Annotated in this window: 18 protein-coding genes; 12 read left to right on the forward strand and 6 right to left on the reverse strand. The window is 59.0% G+C overall.

Features of this window, described 5'->3' with window-relative positions; genetic code table 11:
- The first annotated feature begins 1 nt into the window (after position 1).
- Genes VWZ85_RS16130 through VWZ85_RS16145 form a run of 4 tightly spaced genes read left to right on the forward strand, consistent with a single transcriptional unit; the run spans position 2 to position 10008 of the window.
- Entirely contained in the window at positions 2–2773 is a 2772-nt protein-coding gene (locus tag VWZ85_RS16130; protein WP_416589117.1) for a DEAD/DEAH box helicase, read from the forward strand.
- A gap of 2 nt (positions 2774–2775) precedes the next feature.
- Positions 2776–7281 (forward strand): Eco57I restriction-modification methylase domain-containing protein, encoded by a 4506-nt coding sequence (locus tag VWZ85_RS16135; protein ID WP_416589119.1) that lies wholly within the window; start codon positions 2776–2778, stop codon positions 7279–7281.
- Positions 7271–9232, forward strand: a complete 1962-nt coding sequence (locus VWZ85_RS16140; protein ID WP_416589121.1) for a DUF2326 domain-containing protein — start codon at positions 7271–7273, stop codon at positions 9230–9232. Before VWZ85_RS16135 ends, VWZ85_RS16140 begins: the two co-directional genes overlap by 11 nt.
- Positions 9232–10008 carry an HNH endonuclease gene (locus tag VWZ85_RS16145; protein ID WP_416589123.1) on the forward strand — a complete coding sequence of 259 codons (777 nt, stop codon included), beginning with the start codon at positions 9232–9234 and terminating at the stop codon, positions 10006–10008. The genes VWZ85_RS16140 and VWZ85_RS16145 overlap by 1 nt, the downstream gene beginning before the upstream one ends.
- A gap of 467 nt (positions 10009–10475) precedes the next feature.
- Here the strand turns inward: VWZ85_RS16145 and VWZ85_RS16150 are convergent, their stop codons facing one another.
- The 4 genes from VWZ85_RS16150 to VWZ85_RS16165 form a co-directional block, all read right to left on the reverse strand.
- Entirely contained in the window at positions 10476–10760 is a 285-nt protein-coding gene (locus VWZ85_RS16150) for a hypothetical protein (protein WP_416589125.1), read from the reverse strand.
- Positions 10760–11824 carry a hypothetical protein gene (locus VWZ85_RS16155; protein WP_416589126.1) on the reverse strand — a complete coding sequence of 355 codons (1065 nt, stop codon included), beginning with the start codon at positions 11822–11824 and terminating at the stop codon, positions 10760–10762. Before VWZ85_RS16155 ends, VWZ85_RS16150 begins: the two co-directional genes overlap by 1 nt.
- Before the next feature lie 329 nt (positions 11825–12153).
- Positions 12154–13251, reverse strand: a complete 1098-nt coding sequence (locus VWZ85_RS16160) for an AAA family ATPase (RefSeq protein WP_416589127.1) — start codon at positions 13249–13251, stop codon at positions 12154–12156.
- Between the two features lie 323 nt (positions 13252–13574).
- Positions 13575–15869 (reverse strand): adenosylcobalamin-dependent ribonucleoside-diphosphate reductase, encoded by a 2295-nt coding sequence (locus VWZ85_RS16165; protein ID WP_416545114.1) that lies wholly within the window; start codon positions 15867–15869, stop codon positions 13575–13577.
- 185 nt (positions 15870–16054) lie between these two features.
- Between VWZ85_RS16165 and VWZ85_RS16170 the strand changes: the two genes are divergently transcribed.
- The gene (locus VWZ85_RS16170; protein WP_416589128.1) at positions 16055–16486 is read left to right on the forward strand and encodes a DUF1489 family protein; all 432 of its coding nucleotides are present in this window, start codon (positions 16055–16057) and stop codon (positions 16484–16486) included.
- A gap of 136 nt (positions 16487–16622) precedes the next feature.
- Here the strand turns inward: VWZ85_RS16170 and VWZ85_RS16175 are convergent, their stop codons facing one another.
- Together VWZ85_RS16175 and VWZ85_RS16180 are read right to left on the reverse strand one after the other, a co-directional pair.
- On the reverse strand, positions 16623–16940 hold the full coding sequence (locus tag VWZ85_RS16175; protein WP_416535842.1) for a DUF1244 domain-containing protein: 318 nt from the start codon (positions 16938–16940) through the stop codon (positions 16623–16625).
- Between the two features lie 89 nt (positions 16941–17029).
- Positions 17030–17767: an N-formylglutamate amidohydrolase gene (locus VWZ85_RS16180; RefSeq protein WP_416589130.1), complete on the reverse strand. Its 738-nt coding sequence runs from the start codon at positions 17765–17767 to the stop codon at positions 17030–17032.
- Between the two features lie 120 nt (positions 17768–17887).
- On the opposite strand from VWZ85_RS16180, the gene pyk reads away from it, so the two are divergent.
- From pyk to pheT, 7 genes are all read left to right on the forward strand, one after another.
- A complete protein-coding gene (gene pyk, locus VWZ85_RS16185; protein ID WP_416535844.1) occupies positions 17888–19333 on the forward strand; it encodes a pyruvate kinase in 1446 nt (481 codons plus the stop codon).
- Between the two features lie 37 nt (positions 19334–19370).
- The gene (locus tag VWZ85_RS16190; protein ID WP_340544710.1) at positions 19371–19592 is read left to right on the forward strand and encodes a hypothetical protein; all 222 of its coding nucleotides are present in this window, start codon (positions 19371–19373) and stop codon (positions 19590–19592) included.
- 190 nt (positions 19593–19782) lie between these two features.
- The gene (gene rpmI, locus VWZ85_RS16195) at positions 19783–19983 is read left to right on the forward strand and encodes a 50S ribosomal protein L35 (RefSeq protein WP_014873788.1); all 201 of its coding nucleotides are present in this window, start codon (positions 19783–19785) and stop codon (positions 19981–19983) included.
- Positions 19984–19998: 15 nt separating this feature from the next.
- Positions 19999–20364, forward strand: coding sequence for a 50S ribosomal protein L20 (gene rplT / locus VWZ85_RS16200; protein WP_014873789.1), 366 nt, complete (start codon positions 19999–20001; stop codon positions 20362–20364).
- A 215-nt stretch (positions 20365–20579) separates the two neighbouring features.
- Positions 20580–21653, forward strand: a complete 1074-nt coding sequence (pheS, locus tag VWZ85_RS16205; protein WP_340544717.1) for a phenylalanine--tRNA ligase subunit alpha — start codon at positions 20580–20582, stop codon at positions 21651–21653.
- A gap of 126 nt (positions 21654–21779) precedes the next feature.
- Positions 21780–22601, forward strand: coding sequence for an alpha/beta hydrolase family esterase (locus tag VWZ85_RS16210; RefSeq protein ID WP_416589132.1), 822 nt, complete (start codon positions 21780–21782; stop codon positions 22599–22601).
- Positions 22602–22690: 89 nt separating this feature from the next.
- The gene (gene pheT / locus VWZ85_RS16215) at positions 22691–25087 is read left to right on the forward strand and encodes a phenylalanine--tRNA ligase subunit beta (protein WP_416589134.1); all 2397 of its coding nucleotides are present in this window, start codon (positions 22691–22693) and stop codon (positions 25085–25087) included.
- Positions 25088–25090: the final 3 nt, after the last annotated feature.

The following is a 25090-nucleotide window of genomic DNA, read 5'->3' on the forward strand; positions in this document are numbered from 1 at the left end:
TATGACTGTGAATTTTACTCCTGGAGATCTTGTTAGAGCGCGCGGCCGTGAATGGGTCGCCTTGCCGACCCCCGGCGAGGGCCTGCTCGCCCTGCGCCCCCTCTCGGGCAATGAAAATGATATCGTGGTTCTTGCTCCGGATCTCGAGCTTACACCGGTAGAAGCCGCTCGCTTCGACCTGCCTGACGACACGCGTACGACAGTGCAGTCCAAGGCGGCCCTTCTTGCCGACGCGTTGCGACTGACTCTCCGCCGAGGGGCAGGTCCGTTCCGATCCGCCGCACAGCTTGCGTTTGAACCTCGGACGTACCAGCTGGTCCCGCTTCTCATGGCCCTTCGGCTTCAGGTTCCGCGGCTGTTGATTGCCGACGACGTTGGCATCGGCAAGACCATCGAAGCGGGTCTGATCCTCCGCGAACTGATGGATCGCGGAGAGGTCGATGCGTTTTCGGTTCTCTGCCCTCCGCACCTCGTGGACCAGTGGATCACAGAACTGAAGGATCGCTTCGGGATCGATGCCGTTGCCGTCACCTCCGGGACTGCGGCACGTCTGGAGCGCAACCTCCCATTGGCGCAAACCCTTTTCGACGCCTACCCCTTCACGGTGGTCAGCCTTGACTACATCAAAGCCGAGAAACGTCGGGATGGGTTCGCCAGGGCCTGTCCGGATTTCGTTATCGTCGATGAAGCACACGCCTGCGTCGGGACGCACAAGGGAAAGCAGCAGCGTTTCGACCTGCTCCAAGGCCTTGCACGCGATCCTGCGCGTCGGTTGATCCTGCTGACAGCCACGCCGCACTCCGGGGACGAAGACGCGTTCGCTCGGCTTCTGTCGCTGATCGACACGGAATTCGGGACCGTCAACTTCGACAACCAGAAATACCGCGAGCGCCTTGTCAGGCACTTTGTTCAGCGGCGGCGCGTCGATCTGGTCGAGGGCGACTGGGATGAGAACCGCTCGTTCCCCAAGCACGAGACCACCGAATACTCGTATCGTCTGAACGACGAGCATCGGGCCTTCCAAGAGGCCGTGCTTGATTATTGCTTCTCGGTCGTGTCTCGGGCCGGAGACGCGCAGAAGGATCGCCGTCTTGCCTTCTGGGGCACTCTGGCGCTGATGCGCTGTGTCGGATCGTCACCTGCAGCCGCAATGAGCGCGTTGCGAAACCGGGCTTCCAATGAAGACGACCGCCTCGAGCCGCAGATTTACGACGAAGATGGCGATGATGAAGACGCCGTGGACATTGAGCCAAACACCGTCTTCTCAAATGATCCCGCTCTCCAAGGGTTACTCGACAAGGCCAGCGAACTTCTGACGGCCGAAGATCCCAAACTGAAAGCCCTCATCAAGGCCCTCAAACCCTTGATCAAAGACGGCGCTAACTCCGTCGTCTTCTGCCGCTACCTCGCCACTGCCGAACATGTGAAGGAAGGGCTTCGCAAGGCTTTCCCCAAACTAATTGTGGAGGCCGTCACGGGTGAATTGACGCCGGACGAACGTCGCGACCGCGTAGCGGAAATGGCGGCGGAAGAAAGTGCCGCCACAGATCAGCGCATCCTTGTCGCCACGGACTGCCTGTCGGAGGGGATCAACCTTCAGCAGCTGTTCGACACCGTGATCCACTACGACCTTTCCTGGAACCCCACGCGCCATCAACAGCGCGAAGGACGCGTGGATCGTTTCGGTCAACCCGCCGAACTCGTTCGCTCGATCATGATGTTTTCGCCCGACAGCGCCATCGACGGTGCCGTGTTGGACGTCATTCTCCGCAAGGCTGAAGAAATCCGCAAGGCGACTGGCGTCACCGTGCCTCTCCCCGACGAACGGGGACCGGTCACTGATGCGCTGATGGCTGCAATGATGCTCCGCCGTGGTGGTGGCAGCCACAAGCAGCTGACGCTGGACCTGCAAATCGGCGACGGTATTCAGGTGATGGAGACCCGCTGGCGCGATGCAAGCGAGAATGAAAAACGGTCACGCGCCCGGTTTGCACAAAACGCCATGAAGCCGAGTGAAGTCGCTCCTGAATGGGACAAGGTGAAGACCCTGCTTGGATCGCCAGCGGAAACGCTCGAATTCCTCGAGCGCGCAATGTCTCGGTTCGGGGTTCCCCTCGAAAAGAAGAAATCGCTGCAGTTCGCCCACGTGCATGCCCTTCAGGACAGCCTCAAGGAAAAGCTGGAGCAGCGTGGGCTGAAGGGCTCTCTGAAACTGGCCACGCAGGAACCGGTGCCCTCAGGCGCTTCGCTTCTGACCAGAACCCATCCGCTGACATCGTCCTTAGCGGAAAGCCTGCTTGAAGCCTCTCTTGACAACGAAGCACTGCCGGATCTGGGCGTCGGTCGTGTCGGGGCCTGGCCGAGTGCCGCCGTCACTCAGATGACGCGTGTCGCTCTATTGCGTATTCGCTACAAGCTCACGGTTCATGCACGGCGCGAGCGCCTTCTGCTGGCAGAAGAAGCCGCCCTTGTTGCCCTCGACAGCAATACGGTTATCGCGTCTGGCAGCGAGGCGCGCGCGCTGCTTGCCTCACCCGCCACCGCTGACCTCGCGCCTGTCGCCCGCGATCGGATGATCAATACGGCGAAGGCAGCCTTTCCAGACCTGTTGGGCGGCCCGATTGCCGATTTCGTGCAAAAGCGTGCCGCGGAGCTGGTTGAAGACCACGCCCGCCTTCGTGCTGCCGCCGGGTCCGCGTCGCGTGTCAGTGTGGAGCCGATCATTCCCCCAGACGTCATTGGCCTCTTCGTTCTTGTTCCGGGGGAGGTGTAATCATGGCCCGCAAACCAATTACCGATATGTCCGCGTGGCCGTCGCTTAGCCTCGAAGGCAACCTGATCGCGCCAGCGATGATCGCCAAGATCGATCAGCGCCAGGCACCCGAGCAATCCCCCGAGGAATATGGGGTTCGCAAGGGGCTGCGGATCCGCGAAGAAATCGCCACCGCCTTCCGCGTAGGCCAATCGCATTTCGACGCCTTTGCGAAGATCGAGCACCCCTCGGCGGCAGCAACCTCGCGTTTCGTAGCCGATTTCTTCAAGGAAACCTTCGGGTACACCGATCTCGCGGTGGCAGCAGCACCGATCGCCGTGACGGCGTCCGACCGCGTGCCTGTCGTCGTCGTCCCGCCGTCCGAGCTGCTTGATCGCCGCAGCCCGACACTCTCGACGGACAGGTCGCGCTCTCCTGCCTTCGCACTCCAGGACCATCTGAATGATCGGGACGAAGCCCTTTGGGGCATTGTAACCAACGGGATGCAGTTGCGCCTCATGCGGGACAACGCCTCGTTGACCCGTCCGGCCTATATCGAGGCCGATCTGGCGCAGATGTTCACCAACGAAGACATCGCCTCCTTCGCAGCGCTCTGGCTCCTGATCCACCGCTCCCGCTTCGGGACGGCGGACACACCTGCCACCGATTGCCCCCTTGAACGCTGGCGCGACGCTGGCTCCAAGGAAGGGGAAGCCGCACGTGATCGTCTGGCCGGTCAGGTCCAGCTGGCACTCAAGCTCCTTGGTTCGGGCTTCCTCGAGGCCAACCCAGACCTGGCCGCGAATCTCCAGTCCGGCGAAGTGAACCTGACCGAATGGTTCAACGAACTCCTGCGCCTCGTCTATCGCCTGATCTTCCTCATGGTGGCCGAGGACCGGAACCTCCTCCATCCTGAAAAGGCCAAACCCCAGGCGCGCGCGCTTTACGCCCAGGGCTATTCGCTCCAGTCGCTGCGCAAGCAATGCTATCGCGCCGCCACATGGGACAAGCACCATGACCGCTACGAGGGGGTGAAGATCGTCTTCCGCGCCCTCACGCATGGCCAGCCCGCCCTTGCGCTGCCCGCGCTCGGCGGCCTCTTCGCCGACGACAGGCTGCCCCACCTCGAAACCGCCCGCCTGCGCAACCGCGCCTTCATGGAGGCGCTCTACCGCCTCTCCTGGCTTGCCGACAAAACCGGCATGGTCCCCGTCAACTGGCGCGCGATGGAGACCGAGGAACTGGGCTCGGTCTACGAATCCCTCCTCGAACTCCAGCCGCAGCTGGGCGACGACGGCAAGACGCTGGTCTTCGCCTCCGAGGCGGTCGAGCAGAAGGGCAACCAGCGCAAGACCACCGGCTCCTACTACACGCCCGACAGCCTCGTTCAGGCGCTGCTCGACACAGCACTCGACCCCGTGCTCGACAAGACCGAGGCCGAGGCGGACGACCCCGCCAAGGCGCTGCTGAAGCTTTCGGTCATCGACCCCGCCTGCGGCTCGGGCCACTTCCTGCTGGCTGCCGCCCGTCGCATCGCCACGCGGCTCGCGCGCATCCGGGCCGGGGGCACGCCCTCGCTCGCCGATTTCCGTCACGCCCTGCGCGAGGTCGCACGCTGCTGCATCCATGGGGTGGACCGCAACCCGATGGCGGTGGAGCTGACCAAGGTCGCGCTTTGGATCGAGACGGTGGACCCCGGCCTTCCCCTCGGCTTTTTCGACGCGCAGATCCGCTGCGGCGACGCGCTGCTGGGGGTGTTTGACCTGCAGGTGCTGCAGGACGGCATTCCCGACGCTGCCTACAAGCCGCTGACCGGCGACGACAAGGACACGGCAAAGTACTACAAGAAGGTCAATCAAGACGCGACGAAGGGACAAGGCGGCCTTGATCTTTTCGGGTCTTCCGGATGGTCGATGCCCGAGACCAAGCCCATGGTGCTGGATTTCTCGGGCTTCCGCGACCTGCCCGAGGATACGGTGGAGCAGATCGGGGCAAAGGCCAAGCGGTTCAAGGAGCTGCGCAAGGGACAGACTTTTGTCCGCGCCAAGGCGGCGGCGGACCTCTATGTGGCGGCCTTCCTGCTGCCCAAGGTGGGCGGCGCACCGACGGGGGCGTCGGAGCGCACAGTGCCGACCACCGAGGAACTGTGGATGGCCCTCAATCAGGGCAAGATGCGGCAAGCGATGGTCGACGCGCCCAAGGCCGCTCGACGCGCGCGCGCGTTTCATTGGCCGTTGGAGTTTCCGGATATCATGCAACGCGGCGGCTTTGACGTGGTGCTGGGCAATCCGCCTTGGGAGGTAATGCAACTATCTGACAAGGAGTACTTCGCCGCGCGCAAACCGGAGATTGCTGCATTGGCTGGGGCGGCTCGAAAAAAGGCAATCCAAAACCTTCATTTGACGAATCCGGATGACTACCAAGAGTTCGCTGTCGCGAAACGGGTATTCGACGCCAGCAATGAATTTGCGCGCGAGTCAGGTCGCTTCGACCTGACAGCTCGAGGTAAAGTGAATACATACTCGCTCTTCTCTGAACTTTTCGCCGCTCTTTCTCGCGACCATGCTGGAGTGATTGTTCCGACTGGCATCGCAACCGACGCTACCACAGCTGTCTTCTTTGCTCATTTGGTTGAGAAAAGAAGACTTGCAAGTCTTGCTGATTTTGAAAACTCCGCGCCAATTTTTTCTTCAGTGCATCGGAGCTTCAAGTTCTGCCTACTTACTCTTGGTCGCAACCAGCAGTCCGCTCATTTTGCATTTTTTCTTACCGAACCAGCTCAACTTGCTGAGCCAGAGAGAAATTTCACCTTATCTATAGAGCAAATTGCGGCAATCAATCCAAACACTCTAACGGTACCGATTTTTCGATCACGCTGGGACGCTGAATTAACTGCAAAAATTTATCGGAATGCGCCTGTTTTAATCCGAGAGGAGAACGGAACTGAAACAAACCCATGGGGCGCACAGTTCAAATCAGGATTGTTCAACATGACATCTGACAGCAGCTTGTTCCGAACCGCGAAACAGCTGTTAGAAGACGGAATGGAACGCGAAGGAACTGACTGGTTAAATAAATCCACGCACCTTTCGCAGAGTGCGCTTGCAGCCGAAGGTTCCGGAGCAAAGAGTTTTCCGGATTCTGAAGGCGTGTTGCGCGAAGCACGATACGTTCCTCTTTATGAGTCGAAGATGTTTGCCATCTATGATCACCGCGCAACCTCATACGCAAGCCGCGGAGAAGAAAGGGGCAATAGAGTTCTTCCCGCCACGGAACTTGCTGATCATTCAAATCCTAACTTCGAGGTGGAGCCATTTTATTGGGTTCCAGATTCCGAGGTTAAAACGGCACTCAAGGACTTCAAATACAGCGCAATGCTTGTTTTCAACAAGGTGACTGGGACCTCAAATGAGAGGACATTTCTTCCCTGCATAATTCCAGTCGCGGGATTTGGAGATAGCCTGAATCTTTTGAATTCAGATAAGACGGTCCACCTGTATCAAGCGTTATATGCTAACTGTGCTTCGATTGTTTTAGACTTTGTCGTTCGAAGAAAGGTGGGCGGTGTCAACATCAACTTCTTTCATGTTCAGCAGTTTCCAATTGTCTCACCTTCTTACTACACTGAACCCCGCCTTGCCTTCATCACCCCCAGGGTGCTGGAACTCACCTACACCTCGCACAGCCTTGCCCCCTTCGCCCGCGATCTGGGCCATGACGGCCCGCCCTTCGCCTGGGACGAGGACCGCCGCGCGCTGCTCCGCGCCGATCTCGACGCCTTCTACGCCCGCGCCTACGGCCTGACCCGCGACGAGCTGCGCTACATCCTCGACCCCGCCGACGTGAAGGGCCCCGACTACCCCTCGGAAACCTTCCGTGTCCTCAAGGAAAAGGAAATCCGCCAACACGGAGAATACCGCACCCGCCGCCTCGTCCTCGAAGCCTGGGACCGGATGGAGCAGGATGGCACGTTTGCCGCTCTCGGTATGGCTGACGGAACATCTGCCGCCGTCCAACCAATCCAGCTTTCTTCGCTCGACCAGTATCAGGATGCAGTTTGGGCTTGGCCGCAGAGTATCAGTGAGCGAGACAGGGTACGGGCTCAGCTCCGGGCGATGGTGGGTATCCTGCCGGAGCCGTCCGACGTCCGTCGCGTCCGTCTGGCAGCGCTCGCCTGCCTCCAGCCTAGTCTGCTGGATGGGTTCCTGTCGGAAGCGGATCGCCGAGAATGGCAACGTCTGATGGCGCACTCTACCGGCGTGACCCAGCTTGTCCCGCCAAGGAATGCAGCCTGGGGCGCGGCCTTCAATGACCTCGTTTCCTCGGCTGTAGTGGATGTTTCATCCGATGGCACACAATGGAGCGCAGGTTCGAGGCTTGACCGATCGACATTGAATGCAAGCGATCCTGCCGTCGGCCGCGCGATCTTCGTATGGTCGAGGCTGGAAGGTGTGGATCTGGAGCATGGACTGACGCAGGTATCGGCCGAAGTTCTGCCTTTTATTCGGGAGGGCAATCTTGCAGCCTAATCTGTTTCAACCATCCGAGATTGAATTCAACTTGCTGGAAGGGCAGCAAGGGCCGCTTATGTGGGTTCGGCGCCTGGCGCTCTGGCAGGATCCTCAGACCCTGTTGCGCGACATCAAACTTCGGCGCGGGGTCAATATCATCTGGTCTCCCGATCTGTCAGTGAACGGAACCGGTGCGACACCTCATGGCAGCGGCAAGACAACGTTCTGCCGTCTGATCCGATATTGCTTGGGCGAGCGAACCTTCGCCAACGACGAACAGCGCCCGCTCATGCAGCAAAAGTTGCCGAACGGCTTTGTTGGCGCCGAAGTCATCATTGATGGCGAGTGTTGGGTGGTCACCCGTCCGATTGGAATTAACCTGCCGTCACGCGCCACCCGCGCAGAGCGCATCGAGGAGACATTTGACCAACTTCTGGTCGGCACCGAACCTCCAACGATTGCGCCAGTGATCTCCGACAGATTTTGTGCTGGGTATCGAGATCAGGTGCCTGGAAACTTGAAGCCAGAGCAAGTCTGGAACGTCCTTTTGGCATGGCTCACGCGCGATCAGGAATGCCGTCTGGATGACGTTTTCGACTGGCGTTCTAAGCGTTCCGGTTCAGGATCACCTGCACAAGAGCTCTCACTTGAAACAAGGCTGACAGTCGTGCGCCTAGCGATCGGGGCGCTCTCAGCCGAGGAGGTTCAGGCCACCAAGGAGGCCAGAGCGCGTACACGCGAGCGCGACAGTCTGCGTGAGAAGCTTGGCCATCTCGACTGGTTCCAAAGTCAAAGGTTCGAAGAGCTTTGTGAAAGCCTTTCTTTCTCCAAAGACCGTGATCCGACGGAGGAGATCGTTCGCAAGGAACTGATCGACAAGGCGAATGAACAACTTGCGAAGGCCCTCGGCACCGAGCACTCCAAAGGCAATCGCCCTAGCGACGCTCTGCGTACCAAGCGAAGCGCTCTGCAGTCCGAACGGAACAAAAGCAGCGACGAGAGGGCAGAAAAGAAAGCTCTATTGAGCAGCCTCCCGAGTCAGATTGCCGCCGCACGCGCCGAACAAGGAACCGAGCAAGCTAGACTTGAAACAGGCGTTATTGTCCGTTGCACAATTTGCCATGTCAGCATCGATGAAGTGAAAGCCAATGGATGCGGGGTGTCTTTGCAACGATGCAACCTTGATGAGGTAAGAGCGCGGATAGAACGAACCGAGGAAAATGTAGCTGAGCTGGATCGTCAGATTCTGGCGTTGCCGGGAGAAATCGAAAGCCTCGATCGGGAAATCGCTCGATTGGATGGTGAGATTGACAAGATTGAAAAGTCTTTTTCCCAACTTGAACAGCAGGTTTCTGACGCCAACAGGGTTATCAATCGCGCGCGGGACTTGGTGAGAGAAGCTAACTGGTTCGACCGCCAGCTAGGTGATCGCGCCAAGATTGTTCAACGCTTGGCAGGCGTTGACAGAATGCTCGAAGGTCAGCGGCAAAAAATGAGCCTGGAGCGAGAGCGCGCCGCGGCAGCAATAGGTGATTTGGAAACATACTTTCGACAGCTCGTTACGAAACTGATGCCCAATGGATGTACTGGGAAAATGAAGCTAGACGGCAACGGCCTTCGTCCCGAGATTCTGCTGGATCGGGGTGCAGGGCTTTCAACGGCGGCAGTAGAGTCGTTCAAGATCGTAGCTTTTGACCTCGCCGCTATGATTCTCTCGGTAAACGGAAAGGCTGATCTGCCATCCTTCCTTATCCATGACAGTCCGCGTGAAGCAGATCTTGACGCTGGCATCTACTCAAACCTCTTTGATTTCGCGCTGAGCTTGGAAGAAAAGGCAAGCCCTCCACCATTTCAGTATATTGTCACGACAACTACCGCCCCCTCACAAATCACAGCAGATCATCATGCAGTAAGGCTGCAACTGTCATCGACCCCTCCTGAGGCCCGGCTGTTTGCGATGGACTTTTGATGATCGAGACGCCCCAATCCTTCGTTACCCAGCAGGAATGCGAGAAGGTCACGTACCAGAACGGCTTCCGACGCCCCCATGGTGAAATTGAAGGCTGGCAGCGGTACAGTTCGACCACTGCGCAGGGATCGATCTGGCTCGCGCGGGAGACTACCGGCGCGTGGCTCCTCGCACTGGATCATGTGGGGGTCATTGCTGAGATCGGGGTTGAAATGTCCGATGCCGCAGGACCTGGTCTCGCACGTTTCCGGTTTGTGTCTCTGACACTACTTTATGGCTTGATGCCAAGGATTTATGAGCTTTCTGCAAGCCTTCCCGATGCACCACTTCAAGAGTTCCTTCACCGCACGAAAAACCTGCCGAAGACGACAGAGACGGAGCGCCTTGTGGTTCAGCGGATCGGCCAGAACATCTTTCGGGAGCGTCTGTTAAAATACTGGCAAGGACGTTGCCCTTTGACCGGCATTGTCGACAACCCGCTTCTCCGCGCATCTCACATCAAGCCATGGCGTGACTGTGAAAACGACGGAGAGCGTCTGGATGTCCATAATGGCTTGCTTCTGTCAGCTCTTTGGGATGCCGCATTCGATGGCGGTCTCGTTACCTTCGGCGACGACGGCATCCCGGTCTTTTCAGAAAGCCTCAGCGATCGGGCGCGTGCGCGCCTTTTATTTGATCGGCCAGTTGATCTGACCGCTAAGCATCGGATCTTCTTGGAATGGCATCGGACGAAAGTCTTCGACGTCAAGGAACCAGAAGTCCCGACCGCTGATTAAGCCGCGGAAGCTGCCGGAAGGTGAGGGACCGGTACACCTTTAATACACTTGTACCGCCCCAACTATTTCCGTCCAGTGAGTGGCCAATTTCCCATTTATTCGGCCTACACCAGATGGTTAAGCGGTACTTTAGCTGACGCCCCCCGCTGACCCCTCGCTCATGGCGAGAGTTTTGGTAGTCGTCGGTCTCTTGGTTTGGCGTTCTGCTCCCCATCGAAGAGTGCAGCCTGACGTTGCTATAATCATAGCACCACGGCGCCGACTTGCGCCGGGCGTTGTCCACCTTTGCCACATCCTGGAAACCGGAAACGACAACTAACGCTTCAAAGCCAGTTCAGTCGCCGCAAAATCAGAGCAGGAGGGAAAGAACTGTTGGCTCAGGCATGATCACCAGAAATAATTATCAGGCGTTTCAGTTCTCGGTGAAAATCCCGGGGCAGATCTCAACGGAAATCAACAGATATTGATTAAACCTCTCCGGCCTCTTTGAGAAGCGCGATATATTCCTCTTGAGACAAGGTGCATTCTGCAAGACCCCTAAAGTTCTTGGCAGTTAGCTTGCATTGTTTAGCCATCTTGGAAACAAGGTCATCACCCAGTGTCTTGTACTTGCTCCCATGGCTAACATGGGTCCGGATATGGGTTTTCTTCCCATCGTGATGGAAGTGGTAGAAAATATGATTCCGGTCATCTTGCTCAACGAAACCCTTTTTGGGAAGGTTTTCCTGCACTTTAGAGCGCTCCAAATTCATTAAGAAATTTCCTTAAACAGTTTTTTTAGCTTTGCTTTAAGCAAGAGAGCCTTTGGCGCAAGATTATCGTCGTCTTCCTGAGCAACGTTTTTCCACAGAAAATCAAGCTCAGCTTCCAACACATCTACTAAATCGGAGCGGGTATATGCGGCATGATCAATACCAAGTTCGTCTAGCTTCGCAAAATATGTCTGTTTATCCTCGCTCAGCTCCACTGTGACCCGTAAATTATTCAGCTCATTTGCTTTGAGGTAATCCGGTAGAAGCTCAATAAGGTCGATATCATCAACGTTGACTGGATGCACTTCCTGAACGTCTGTAATTCTTTGCGGATTCCCATCCTCATCAAGTTCGATGGTCCCAACAACTTGGATAAGGTCTCGTGCATTTTCAAGAAGCGCAGGTTCAATATCTTCCTCATACAGGCAGCTAATCAAACGCCCTGTGCTTGGTATGAACAGGGAGAGTTTGCGCTCCTTGAAATCAACCTTATTGAAATACCCTGTGACAATTGAATGGGTACCTGGCGACAACCGCGCCTGCCGTAGCTGTTCCAGTGCATCGGTCGCAGGTACGCTGTCAACGATTACGTTTCCTGCTTTGTCCTCAACGGCAAGGCTGTAGTGCGTGCCTTGCCCACCAAACATTTTTCCGAGGGATGCAATAATTGGTGTTCGGAAAGCAGAATCTACGATTGTCTTCTTAAAATTCTGCTCATCTCCGGTTCCGATCGAACTCAGTAGGCTTCGAGTTATTTGCGCTACTTCCCTTACATCATCCAGACTGAAAATGGTTTGATCTCTTTCCGCAATGAAGGTCGGCTGATAAAAGCTCCCTTCCTTTGGGATTTGGCAATGAAGCTGAAAGCGATCTTCAATATCGCGCGTTACGCGAGCTCGCGTTTTTACTTCTCGCCCTTCTCTCATCATAGCGACCAGATGGATGGTACGCTGCAACCCTTCCAAAGCTTGAACAAGATTATGCGCCGGAAGAACATGAGCACCTTCGTCGCCATGTCGCGGCTTAAAATGCAAGCCGAAGAAAGTTTCTTGTTCAAAATCCATTTGCGAGTGCCTCCAGGGGGAGCATATCCAACTGGCTTCGCTTACGCCATTGAAATGCGCGGAAGCCGTTACGGTGTTTGTGCAGTCGGTGCGCCGACGACACGGTCTCGCTATCGCAGCGAGTGTCGGTTATCAAGAGTCGTGCCCTGCGACAGGTGATCATGTCCAGTGACGACTTTCAAGCATCACGCCCCATGCGATTTCCCGTGTCACCCCGAGCTCGCGCAAACTGATCCAAAATGCGTAGCGCTTAATCAGCAATGCAGTGGTCTTGGCCCGGCATATTCGTCTCCTTTTCTTAGGGGTGAGAGGATGGAGAAACTGCGCGCTCAATGATGGATCCCAGCCGCCTCCATCGCTTCCCCCCGTGTAAGCATCCGGATGACATGCCTCAGGTTCAACTCCGCACCCCGCCCGGCAGTTTCCAGCGTCTCCGCCACAGCTTCGACTGATGTCTGCGTCAGTCCGCGCCTGCCGCCCTCACGACGGGCAAAGGCGGATAGCTCGGAAACTGAAATTGGCGGAAGGCGGATGACCTCCAGTCGGCTTAGCAGAGGGGCTGGCAAAGTGACCAAGGTGTTGGAGGTCAGCACCCAGCTGATCCAGGACATGTCGAATCCCACCTGGTAAAAGGGGCACTGCCAGGAAGAAGCGGAAGATGGCTCCAGGAGAGACAGCAGCCCCTCGGTCAGGCCGAAGCTGTTTCCTTTGGTGGAAGTTGCAACCCCGGCCTTTTCCACTTCGTCAACAACAACCACCGGGTTCGCAATCAGGTGCTTCAGGATCGTCATCAAAGGGCGCCCCGGCTGCGCGTTGGACCAGCCGCGCTGAGAGCCCACGATACCGAATGACGCTTGCTCCGCCGTCGCCTCCACACCACAGCGGGGCACGCCAAGTGCGGTGCTCAGCTGACGGGCCCACATGCTTTTTCCAATCCCCGGAGGACCGTCCAGAAGCACCGGAGGCAGGCGGAAGCCTGCATCTCCATTGCGGACTGAGCGCCGCATCGACTTCCATAGCAGATCTGTCGCGGGCGCCATCCAGGGCATGTCGGCATGAATTCCGGCGGCGATTTCATCCGCCTGATGCTCTGTCCGGATCCGGATCAGCTCCACACCGTTGCGCAGAACCTCCAAGGCTCTCCGGTCGTCGAGTTTGAGGTGGGAGAGACCTGCGGCCGCAGCCCGCCGTTCCGCCAGCCTGCTTACCCGGCGGTCCACGCGGTCCTGACCTTCGCGCCCGAGACCAACCTGCATCAGTTCGTTTTCCCACCGAAGGCGGTCATCACGATCCTCAGGGTCCGGAGGCACAATGCCGCGCTCGAGGGCGCGGCGCGTTTTCAGGAACCGTTCCAGGCGCTGCCGTATTGCACGCCGGTCTTTGTCGGCATTGTGGAACTCTGCTTCGATGAACTTGATCTTGGACATAGCTGGCCCTTTCCCGGCGCGCCGCGCCGTCTGGCCCCCGCTTGCACACCGTGCGGTCGGGGAATTGAAGGAAAGAACCTGGCCAGGTTTGAGCTTCAGTCCTGCTTAATACGGCGATTTCAGTCAACAGGTGGCGCTGATCTGCGGAGGGGAAACGGATCCCTTCAACATGCAGAAGGCAGAGATCACATAAGTCATTGTTTTAAAACAAAACCACCGGCCGAAGATCGGCCGGTGGCAATTAACCTCGTGTCGGAATGGCAGAAAACCCCCATCAATGGCAGTTATTTCCTGGGTCCGACAGAGACATCAGGTGCCGCAGGTTACCCGCATTTGCTGTGGCCGCAGCTGCGGCAGGTCATGCAGCCTTCCACCATCTGCAGATCGTATTGGCCGCAGCTGGGGCAGGGTTTGCCGCGTGGAGCATTGAGGGAAACCACTTCCGCTTGCGGATCTGATTTCAGCCCCATGCCTTCACCTTCGAGGAAGCCGGTTGCCACCATATGGGTTTCAATCACGCCGCCGATCGCCGCCAGAATGGAGGGGATGTATTTGCCTTGCACCCAGGCGCCCCCCCGCGGATCGAAGACCGCTTTCAGCTCCTCGACGACAAAGGACACATCGCCGCCACGGCGGAACACGGCCGAGATCATCCGGGTCAGCGCCAGGGTCCAGGCGTAATGCTCCATGTTCTTGGAGTTGATGAAGACCTCAAACGGGCGGCGGTGGCCGTTGATGATGATGTCGTTGATGGTGAGGTAAATGGCGTGCTCGGAATCCGGCCACTTCAGCTTGTAGGTGTGACCCTCCAGAGACTGCGGGCGGTCCAGCGGCTCTGACATATAGACCACTTCGGCGCCATTCTCGCCCATATCGCTTTGATGCGGTGCATCGGCGCTTTCGCCCGGCGCCTTGTCGGAGCTTTCGCTGACGGTCAGGACTGAGCCGGTTACGTCATTGGGGCGATAGGTGGTGCAGCCTTTGCAACCAAGGTCCCAGGCCTGCATGTAGACGTCCTTGAACTCATCAAAGGAAATGTCTTCGGGGCAGTTGATGGTCTTGGAGATCGACGAGTCGATCCATTTCTGCGCCGCCGCCTGCATCTTGACGTGGTCGGAGGGGGGCAGGGTCTGGGCGTTGACGAAATAGTCGGGCAGCTCCTTGTCGCCGAACTTGTCGCGCCACATCTGCACGGCGTAATCCACGACTTCCTCTTCAGTGCGGCTGCCGTCCTTTTGCAGGACCTTGCGGGTATAGGCATAGGCAAAGACGGGTTCGATCCCCGAGGACACGTTGCCCGCATAAAGCGAGATGGTGCCGGTCGGTGCGATAGAGGTCAGCAGCGCGTTGCGGATACCGTGTTCGCGGATTGCGTCGCGCACATCCTCGTCCATATTCATCATGGTGCCCGACGCCAGGTAGGCGTCCGCATCGAACAGCGGGAAGGCGCCTTTTTCCTTGGCCAGATCCACCGAGGCCAGATAGGCCGCGCGGGCGATCGCGTGCAGCCAATCCTCGGTCTGCCGCGCGGCTTCGTCCGAGCCATAGCGCAGCCCCAGCATCAGCAGTGCGTCGGCAAGGCCTGTTACACCAAGACCGATGCGGCGCTTGTTCTGGGCTTCCTGTGCCTGGGCCTCCAGCGGGAATTTCGACACGTCTACAACGTTGTCCATCATCCGCACCGCGGTGGCGACCAGCTCTTTCAGGGCCAGCGGATCCAGTTCGGAGTCTTTCTCGAAGGGGTTCTTGACCAGGCGCGCCAGATTGATCGAGCCAAGCAGGCAGGCGCCATAGGGGGGCAGGGGCTGCTCGCCGCAGGGGTTGGTGGCCGCGATCTGTTCCACGTAGGACAGGTTGTTGGCCTTGTTGATGCGGTCGATGAAGATCACACCGGGTTCGGCGTAATCATAGGTCGCCTGCATGATCTTGTTCCACAGGTCCCGCGCCTGGACGGTGTGATAAACCTTGTCACCAAAAACCAGATCCCAGGATCCATCTGCCTTTACCGCTTCCATGAAGGGGTCGGTGACCAGCACGGACATGTTGAACATGCGCAGGCGGGCGGGATCGGATTTCGCGGTGATGAAGGCCTCGATATCGGGATGGTCGCAGCGCATGGTCGCCATCATCGCGCCCCGGCGCGAGCCTGCGGACATGATGGTGCGGCACATGGCGTCCCAGACATCCATGAAGCTGAGCGGGCCAGAGGCGTCTGCGGCAACACCTTTCACATCGGCGCCGCGCGGACGGATGGTGGAGAAGTCATAGCCGATGCCACCGCCCTGCTGCATGGTCAGCGCGGCCTCTTTCAGCATGTCGAAGATGCCAGCCATGCTGTCGGGGACGGTGCCCATCACGAAGCAGTTGAACAGGGTCACCTGCCGCGCGGTGCCGGCACCGGCGGTGATCCGGCCAGCGGGCAGATACTGGAAGTCCTCAAGCGCACCGTAGAATTTGTCCTCCCACATCTTGGGATCGGTCTCAGCCCGTGCCAAGTCGCGGGCGATGCGGCGCCAGCTGTCTTCGACGGTCTGGTCGATGGGGGTGCCATCGGCCTGTTTGAAACGGTATTTCATGTCCCAGATCTGTTCGGCAATCGGGGCGGCAAAGCGGCTCATATGGCGAATCCCTATGGTCGGTCGTGGCAAGGTGGCGGCCTGACTACACCAGCCGCGCCGATATCCTCAACGCAGAAATCGCGCGGAGGCGTAAATTTATCATCATCGTACCACAACACCTTGTCGATCTGCCAGTCTGACCTACAATATAGAGTTGATCATCTGGACGACTCTGTGGGCATCTTGTGGATAACTATATCAACCTCGTGAAACTTTCCGTTGGGACTGAAACTGTTGACGGGCTGGCAGCCTGGCAGGCGGAGTACCGCAAGCAGTTGCCGGAGGGATTGCCGCGCCATGTTACGCGGATGTGGCCCAAGCGCGAAGTGGAGATCCTCAATGGCGGGTCGATCTATTGGGTGATCAAGGGACAAATCCAGTGTCGTCAACGCATTCTGCGGCTGGACGAGGTGATCGGTGGCGACGGAATCCGCCGCTGTGCAATTGTTCTGGAGCCGGAAATCCACCGTACACAGGTCGCAACGCGGCGGGCTTTTCAGGGGTGGCGCTATCTGAAGCCGGAGGACACGCCGCCGGATCTGCGAAAAGGGCGTGTGGCAGAAAAGCCGTTGCCGCCTGAGCTGTCGCAGGCGCTTGCGGAAATCGGCGTGATCTGACCAGCCGACGACCAATCGGCTATGATCGCCTATGTGTCAGGGGCGCAGTGACGCAAAAAAGGCCCCTGCCGGGGCCTTCATCAGGTCGCTTCACGCGGCAGTAACTTCGCGGTCCGTCGGTGGCGGCGCTGGACCGTCAGGAGGGCTCTTTTCCTACATTCTCTTGAAATGCGGTCTCAAAAGCGGCCTGTTTCTCGACAGAGGCCTCGGTCTGATAGTTGGCTTTCCATTCATCCATGGTCATGCCGTAGAAGCTTTCACGTGCCTCGGCTTTTCCCATCTCGATGCCGCGTTCATTGGCGGCTTCCTGATACCAGCGCGACAGGCAATTGCGGCAGAACCCTGCGAGATTCATCATGTCGATGTTCTGCACATCGGTGCGGTCTTCCATCAGGTGCTGGCGCAACCGGCGGAAGGCGGCCGCCTCTAGTTCGATCTGGGTCTGCTTGTCCATGTCGGGCTCCTTCCATGACACTATCTGCGTGACTAGCAGTTGCACCCGGGCGGGGCAACTCGCACCGGTGGTCGCGCCCTAATCGGGTGTCAGAGACCTGATTTGTCCAAGGCGCAGGGCAGTACATTGGCCAGACGTTCGGCCCAGCCCTGCTGCTCGGCTGCACTGGCAATCAGATCGTTGCGCAGTTCGATCAGCGTGTTTGGGCGCGCATGTGCGGTACCATGTCGATCCAGCGTATCGCCGGGCAGATAGCCTGTGTAGGGCGCATTCACGCCGACGCAGAGGTCCGGCTGCGCCTTCAGCTCGGTGACGATATGGGGCGACAGGGGCTCGTTGTCAGGTGACAGGATTCCGATGTGCCAAGGGCGTGGCGGACGTCCGCGCAGCTGGCGGGTGAAGGAGTGGATGGACACCAGAACCGCGCCGGGCCGCATCAGCAGCTCGGCCAGAGCATCATGATAGGGGTGGTAGCAGGCCGCCATCCGCGCCGTTCGCTCGGCCGCATCGGCGTGGCGGTTGCCGGGAATGATGGTCCCGTCGTAGAGTTTCATAAGCAGCGTCGGATCATCCGGGCCACGGTTTGGATCAATCACCAGTCGCGAGAAATTGGAGGCGATGACCGGCGCATCCAGAAGCTGCCCCAACTGCTGTGCCACCCCATAGGCGCCGATATCATAGGCAATGTGGCGCTCCATGTCCGCGCGCGGCAGGCCAAGTTCGCCGTTGTTCACAAAGGGGGGCACATGGTTGGTGGCGTGATCGCAGCAGATCACCCAGCGGGCAGGGCGCCCGGCCCCATGCAAGAAGAATGGTGAATATGTCATCTGTCCGTCGCCATTTGATGATGAAGCTTTAGGGGAGTTGCGGCAAAATGGGAATTAGGCGATAAGCGCCGCAGCAATGTTTGCGATAACACCGTTCCAGCCGATGAAGAGGATGACCCCATGAGAAGATCGCGCAATGTAAAGATTGTTGCCACCCTTGGGCCGGCATCCGAAACCTATGAGACCATCCGTGCCCTGCATGAGGCGGGTGCAGATGTGTTCCGTCTGAACATGTCGCACGGCAGCCACGAAGAGATTGCCGCCAAACATGCGATTATTCGCAAGGTCGAGGCCGATCTGGACAGCTCGATTGCCATCCTCGCCGACCTTCAGGGGCCGAAGCTGCGTGTCGGCGTCTTTGCCAATGGTTCGGAGGAGCTGGTCGAAGGTGCGTCCTTCCGGCTGGATCTGGACAAGGCAGAAGGTGACGTGAATCGCGTCTGTCTTCCCCACCCCGAGATTTTCGAAGCCCTGCAGCCCGGTGCCCATCTGCTGGTCAACGATGGCAAGATTCGCCTGAAGGTGGAGACCTGCGGCAACGACTTCGCCAATTGTACCGTCACCACAGGTGGGACAATCTCCAACCGCAAGGGGGTGAATGTTCCCGATGTGGTGCTGCCGCTGGCGGCCCTGTCGGAGAAAGATCGCGGCGATCTGGAATTTGTCTGCGGGCTGGGCGTCGATTGGCTGGCGCTGTCCTTTGTTCAGCGCGCCAAGGACGTCTACGAGGCACGTGGTCTTGCGGATGGTCGCGCGGCTGTGCTGTCGAAAATCGAAAAACCGGCTGCGGTCGACAATTTCGATGAAATCCTAGATGCCTCCGACGGGATCATGGTTGCGCGCGGCGATCTGGGTGTTGAACTGCCGGTTGCTGCAGTGCCGCCGATCCAGAAACGACTGGTGCGTCGCTGCCGTGCAGCTGCCAAACCGGTGATCGTGGCCACCCAGATGCTGGAAAGCATGATCGAAAGCCCGATGCCGACCCGCGCCGAAGTCTCCGATGTGGCAACCGCGATCTACGAGGGGGCGGATGCAATCATGCTCTCCGCTGAATCCGCGGCAGGCCAGTACCCGATCGAAGCGGTGAAGACGATGGACAATGTCGCCACCGAGGTAGAGGTGGATCCGACCTATAGCCAGATCATTGCCTCTTCCCGCTCGGCCAAGGGCGATACCGTCGCCGACGCCATTGTCGCTGCCGCGCGTGAAATCGCCGAGAAGACCGAGATCAAGGCGATCTGCTGCTATACCCAAAGCGGCACCACCGCGCTGCTGACCGCACGGGAGCGTCCGGGCGTGCCGATCATTGCGCTGACGCCGCTGAACCGGACAGCCCGCCGTCTGGCGCTGAGCTGGGGCTGCAACTGTGTGGTGACGCCGGACCAGGAACGCTTCAAAGGCGCTGTGGTCGGTGCCGCGCGTGCCGCCCGTTCCGGCGGGTTCGCCGGGGAAACCGATCAGATCGTCGTGACGGCCGGTGTGCCTTTCAACGTTCCGGGCACCACCAACATCCTGCGTGTGGCACCCTGCGATGAACGTTTGATCTACAGCACCGACCCGGAGTAACCTGAACGCGTCTTAGTCTTCTGCGAGGACGCGCAGCATGGATACGGATCTGGCACTGGTGCTTGGGTTGTTGCTGGCTTTTCTGGCAATACCCGCGCTGTTGTCTGCCGCTACCGACCGCCGCACCCCCAGGGTGTCGGCGGTTTTTCTTGTCGTGGCGGTGGGTCTGCTCCTATATGCGTTCAGTACAAAATCCGGCGGGTATCAGATCGACGATATCCCGAAAGCCATTTTCCGGGTGATTGGCCGCTTTACCTGAGCGTCATGGCGCGCGCTGACTGTCGAGGCCGCGCTGACTGAACCTCAAGGAGGGCGGATTGGCCGTCTGCTCGAAGAATCTGCTTGCCCTTATGGTCCAGCTTGCGTAAACGGCAGCCCTGTTCGCGTGGCCGGCCCAATGTGGCATGCCGAGTCGCGCATAGACCGAACCCGCATTGAAGGAGACGGAAATGCCCAAAATGAAGACAAAATCGAGCGCCAAGAAGCGCTTCAAAGTGACCGCGACCGGCAAGGTCCTCGCAGGTCAGGCCGGCAAGCGCCATGGCATGATCAAGCGGACCCGCAAGTTTATCCGCGACGCCCGCGGCACCACTACCCTGTCGGCACCCGACGCAAAGATCGTCAAGGGCTTCATGCCCTACGACCGCTAAGAGGAGATCTGAGATATGTCCCGCGTTAAAGGTGGTACCACAACTCACGCCCGTCACAAGAAAGTCATCAAGGCCGCAAAAGGCTATTATGGCCGTCGCAAGAATACCTTCAAGGTCGCGCGTCAGGCTGTTGACAAGGCAAACCAATACGCAACCCGCGACCGTAAGAACCGCAAGCGGAATTTCCGCGCGCTGTGGATCCAGCGGATCAACGCAGCTGTGCGTAGCCACGACGAGGCTCTGACATACTCCCGCTTCATCAACGGCCTGACCCTGGCCGGTATCGAAGTGGACCGCAAAGTGCTGGCCGATCTGGCCGTACACGAGCCCGAAGCATTCGGTGCCATCGTGAAGCAGGCACAGAGCGCACTGGCAGCCTAAGCTTAGGCGCAAGACAATTCCGAAAGGGCCGCTCTGCAAAGGGCGGCCCTTTTGCTGTTGCTGATCTGCTAGAGAGGCAGGCTATACGGTCTGACGGAGGCGGGGAGGCTGCCGGATTGTCGCGATTGCCGCCCGATTGGCAGAGAACCGGTTCAAAAGCTTGCTTTCAGCTTCTGCTGTGGTAGCAGGGCTGCAGCATTATTCAGGGGACCGTCATGGACGATCTTAAAGCAAAATATCTCGGGCAGATCGCCGATGCTGCCGATGAAAACGCGCTGGAGACCATCCGGGTTGCAGCTGTTGGGAAAAAGGGCGAAGTCGCGCTGAAGATGCGTGAGCTGGGCAAGATGACGCCAGAAGAGCGTCAGGTTGCGGGTCCGGCCCTGAACGCGCTGAAGGATGAGATCAACGCCGCACTCGCCGCCAAGAAGGCCGGGCTGGCCGATGCCGCATTGGATGCGCGCCTGCGGACCGAATGGCTGGACGTCACCTTGCCGACCCGCCCGACGCGCAGCGGGACTCTGCATCCGATCAGCCAGGCCAGCGAGGAGTTGACCGCGATCTTTGCCGAGCTGGGTTTCTCCGTTGCCGAAGGCCCGCGTATTGACACCGACTGGTACAATTTCGATGCGCTGAATATCCCCGGCCACCATCCGGCACGCGCTGAGATGGACACGTTCTACATGCACCGTGCCGAGGGCGATAACCGCCCGCCGCATGTGCTTCGCACCCATACCAGCCCCGTCCAGATCCGCTCGATGGAGAAGATGGGTGCGCCTTTGCGCATCATCTGTCCGGGTGGCGTTTACCGCGCTGATTACGATCAGACCCACACGCCGATGTTCCATCAGGTCGAAGGCCTCGCGCTGGACAAGAACATCTCCATGGCGAACCTGAAATGGGTGCTGGAAGAATTCGTGAAATCCTTCTTTGAGGTGGACAGCGTCGATCTGCGTTTCCGTGCGTCGCATTTCCCCTTCACCGAACCGTCGGCCGAGGTTGATATCCGCTGTTCCTGGAAAGATGGCACGCTGAAGATTGGCGAGGGTGACGACTGGCTTGAAATCCTCGGCTCCGGCATGGTGCACCCCAAGGTGATTGCCGCTGGCGGGATCGACCCGGACATCTATCAGGGGTTTGCGTTCGGGATGGGGATCGACCGGATCGCGATGCTGAAATACGGTATTCCTGATCTGCGCGCCTTCTTCGACAGCGACCTGCGCTGGCTGCGCCACTACGGTTTCCAGTGTCTCGACGTGCCGACGCTGCACGGTGGTTTGAGCCGCTAGGCCCGGATGACGGACTTCTGAACGCCTGCCTCGTACCTGAGGCGGGCGTTTTGGTTTGGGGCCTAGGTTCACCGCCCCACAAACATGTGAAATGACAGGGGCGTGGTGTCGGGTAGTCTCCCGTCTATGACACGTTTTCTCCTCTTGCTCTCAACCGCTTACATGTGTGCCACCTCTGTCGCGGCCATGGGGCCGTGGAAGGCAAATGCAGACCCCTGCGGCGAAGAGCTGGCCTGCGCGCTGGGAGATCGCAGCTATCACGTGATGGAGCCTGATAACTGGGACGGTGTCGCGCCGCTGCCTGTGCTGATGCATTTTCATGGCTGGTCGCGAACAGGCAAACATGCGCTGCGCTCCGATCGGGTCGGGGCCTCGGCCAAACGGCGGGGCGTATTGCTGGTCACCCCGAATGGCCGTGGCAAGAGCTGGAATTTCTGGACGGCAGACACCGAGGATGTGCCCTTTGCCGATGCGGTGCTGGCGGATGTGGCAAAACGCTACCCGGTCGATGCCGAACAGGTCTTTGTCTCGGGTTATTCCTACGGATCCGCCATGGCCTGGCGTTACGCCTGCCAGAGCGGCAAGGGGATTGCGGCATTGCTGGCGGTGGCGGGCAGTATTGATCAAACCGAAACCTGCGCCGAGGCCCCGCAGGAGGTTCGGCATGTGCACGGGCTTGCGGACACGGTGATGGATTTTCCGATGGGGCCGGGGGGTGATGTGACCTATCCGGTGGCCTTGTGGCGGCGGGCGTTCGACTGTTCCGGCGGAGGCGAGGCGCAGGGAGATTGGCAGGTCCGCAGTTTCCTGACGTTTTCGCGCACCGGCTGGAGCTGCGGTGGGCATGATGTCACCCTGGATCTGCACCCGGGCGGGCATTTCATCCCGCATGGTTGGATCGGTCGGCAGCTGGATGAGCTTTTGGGTCTCACCCCCAGCTATCCTTAGACCGAGAGCGGAGCCAAGGCTTGCACATGGGGGCAATCTTTGTCATTGCCTGCTGCAACATGCATGGCTTGCCATAGGAAACCGGACCGATGAAATTCACTCTTTCTTGGCTGAAAGACCACCTCGACACTGAGGCCTCCGTCGAGGACATCACCGAAACACTGACCGACCTCGGGCTTGAGGTCGAAGGTGTGTCGAACCCTGCGGACCGGCTGAAGGATTTTACGCTCGGCTATGTGAAACATGCCGAGAAACACCCCGACGCGGACAAGCTGCGGGTGTGCAAGGTCGACACCGATGAAGGCGAGATGCAGATCATCTGCGGCGCGCCCAATGCCCGTGAAGGTATCACCGTCGTGGTTTGCAAACCGGGCATGTATATTCCCGGTCTCGACATCACCATCGGTGTGGGCAAGATCCGCGGTGTCGAGAGCTTTGGCATGATGGCGTCCGAGCGCGAGCTGGAACTGTCGGATGAACATGACGGCATCATCGAGCTGCCTTCGGGCAATGTCGGCGATCGCTTCGTCGATTGGCTGTCCGAGAATAGCCCGGCCAAGGTCGATCCCGTTATTGAAATCGCCATCACGCCGAACCGCCCGGATGCGCTGGGGGTTAGGGGGATCGCGCGGGATTTGGCCGCACGCGGGCTGGGCACATTGAAGCCGCTTGATATCGAGCCGGTCGACGGCGGATTCGAAAGCCCGATCAAGGTCAATATCGACGCAGATACGCTGGATGGCTGCCCGCTGTTCACCGGTCGCCTGATCCGCGGCGTGAAGAACGGCCCTAGCCCGCAGTGGCTACAGGACCGGTTGAGCGCCATTGGTCTGCGTCCGATTTCGACACTGGTTGATATCACCAATTATTTCACCTTCGATCAGAACCGCCCACTGCATGTCTTTGACGCGGCCAAGGTAGCGGGCAATCTGCGCATCCACCGGGCAGCGGGTGGCGAGACGCTGACCGCGCTGGATGAGAAGGACTACACCTTCGCCGAAGGGCAGATGGTCATCTCCGACGACAACGGCCCGGAGAGCATTGCGGGCATCATGGGCGGGGCCGACACCGGGTGCACCGAGGAAACGACCGATGTGTTCCTTGAGAGCGCATTCTGGGACCATGTACAGATCGCGACGACTGGCCGGGCGCTGAAAATCAACTCGGACGCGCGCTACCGTTTCGAGCGGGGCGTCGACCCCGAATACACCCGTGAAGGTCTCGATCATGCCACCCGGATGATCCTCGACCTCTGCGGTGGCGAGCCGTCGAATGTGGTGATCGCAGGCGCTGTACCGGATCACGCGCGCGCCTATAAGCTGGATCCCGAGCGGGTCCAGTCGCTGGTCGGGATGGATATCCCGGAATCAGAGCAGCGCCAGACCCTGACCCGTCTGGGTTTCCGGCTTGAGGGCAATATGGCCCATGTTCCGAGCTGGCGCCCGGATGTGATGGGGGAGGCTGATCTGGTCGAGGAGGTGGCGCGTATCGCGTCGCTCACGAAACTGGAAGGCAAGCCGTTGCCGCGCCTGACAGATGGCGTCCCTGCACCGGTGATGACCCCTGAGCAACGCCGCCAGCAGATCGCGCGCCGGACCTGCGCCAGCCTCGGCTATAACGAGGTGGTGAGCTACACCTTCATCGACAAGGCCTCTGCAACGCTGTTTGGTGGCGGGGACGATGCGACCATGCTGGCCAATCCGATCTCCTCCGAGATGTCGCACATGCGTCCGGCACTGTTGCCCGGGCTGTTGCAGGCTGCCGCACGCAATCAGGCGCGTGGCTTCATGGATCTGGCGCTCTTCGAGGCGGGACCTGCTTTTCACGGTGGTGAACCGGGTGAGCAGCATAACCTGATTTCCGGCCTTCTGGTTGGCCGTACCGGCCCCAAGGACGTGCATGGCACCAGCCGCGCGGTCGACACGTTTGACGCCAAGGCAGATATCGAGGCGGTTCTGGCCGCAATCGGTGCGCCTGCCAAGGTCCAGATCCTTCGCGGGGCAGAGCCCTGGTGGCATCCGGGGCGGCATGGCAAAATCTGCCTGGGTCCGAAGAAAGTGCTGGGTGTCTTTGGCGAACTGCACCCGAAGGTTCTGAGCGAAATGGGGATCAAGGGGTCCGCTGTTGCCTTTACCATCTGGCCTGACGAAGTTCCGATGCCACGCAAAACCGGGGCCAATCGTGGTGCGCTGGTTCAAAGCGACCTGCAAGCGGTCGAGCGTGATTTCGCCTTTGTCGTGGCCGAGGACGTTGAAGCCCTTACCCTGGTCAATGCCGCCGCAGGCGCCGACAAGGCGCTGATTGATGATGTGCGCGTTTTTGACGAGTTCATCGGTGGCAGCCTGGGAGAGGGCAACAAGTCTCTGGCCATCACGGTCCGCTTGCAGCCGACCGAAAAAACCCTGACCGAAAAGGATATCGAAGCGGTCAGCGACAAGATTGTCACAAAAGTCACCAAGGCCACCGGCGGCACATTGCGCGGATAACGG

The organism is Phaeobacter sp. JH20_29 (genome assembly GCF_048056175.1).
Taxonomy (GTDB): Bacteria; Pseudomonadota; Alphaproteobacteria; order Rhodobacterales; family Rhodobacteraceae; genus Phaeobacter; species Phaeobacter bryozoorum.

Bases quoted from the DNA above. Each gene is read 5' to 3' on its own strand.
- VWZ85_RS16135 (WP_416589119.1), top strand. From the start codon at position 2,776: ATGGCCCGCAAACCAATTACCGATATGTCCGCGTGGCCGTCGCTTAGC.
- VWZ85_RS16180 (WP_416589130.1), bottom strand. From the start codon at position 17,767: ATGACATATTCACCATTCTTCTTGCATGGGGCCGGGCGCCCTGCCCGC.
- VWZ85_RS16160 (WP_416589127.1), bottom strand. From the start codon at position 13,251: ATGTCCAAGATCAAGTTCATCGAAGCAGAGTTCCACAATGCCGACAAA.
- VWZ85_RS16150 (WP_416589125.1), bottom strand. From the start codon at position 10,760: ATGAATTTGGAGCGCTCTAAAGTGCAGGAAAACCTTCCCAAAAAGGGT.
- VWZ85_RS16145 (WP_416589123.1), top strand. From the start codon at position 9,232: ATGATCGAGACGCCCCAATCCTTCGTTACCCAGCAGGAATGCGAGAAG.
- pyk (WP_416535844.1), top strand. From the start codon at position 17,888: ATGAGAAGATCGCGCAATGTAAAGATTGTTGCCACCCTTGGGCCGGCA.
- VWZ85_RS16175 (WP_416535842.1), bottom strand. From the start codon at position 16,940: ATGGACAAGCAGACCCAGATCGAACTAGAGGCGGCCGCCTTCCGCCGG.
- pheS (WP_340544717.1), top strand. From the start codon at position 20,580: ATGGACGATCTTAAAGCAAAATATCTCGGGCAGATCGCCGATGCTGCC.
- VWZ85_RS16210 (WP_416589132.1), top strand. From the start codon at position 21,780: ATGACACGTTTTCTCCTCTTGCTCTCAACCGCTTACATGTGTGCCACC.
- VWZ85_RS16155 (WP_416589126.1), bottom strand. From the start codon at position 11,824: ATGGATTTTGAACAAGAAACTTTCTTCGGCTTGCATTTTAAGCCGCGA.
- rplT (WP_014873789.1), top strand. From the start codon at position 19,999: ATGTCCCGCGTTAAAGGTGGTACCACAACTCACGCCCGTCACAAGAAA.
- rpmI (WP_014873788.1), top strand. From the start codon at position 19,783: ATGCCCAAAATGAAGACAAAATCGAGCGCCAAGAAGCGCTTCAAAGTG.
- VWZ85_RS16190 (WP_340544710.1), top strand. From the start codon at position 19,371: ATGGATACGGATCTGGCACTGGTGCTTGGGTTGTTGCTGGCTTTTCTG.
- VWZ85_RS16165 (WP_416545114.1), bottom strand. From the start codon at position 15,869: ATGAGCCGCTTTGCCGCCCCGATTGCCGAACAGATCTGGGACATGAAA.
- VWZ85_RS16130 (WP_416589117.1), top strand. From the start codon at position 2: ATGACTGTGAATTTTACTCCTGGAGATCTTGTTAGAGCGCGCGGCCGT.
- pheT (WP_416589134.1), top strand. From the start codon at position 22,691: ATGAAATTCACTCTTTCTTGGCTGAAAGACCACCTCGACACTGAGGCC.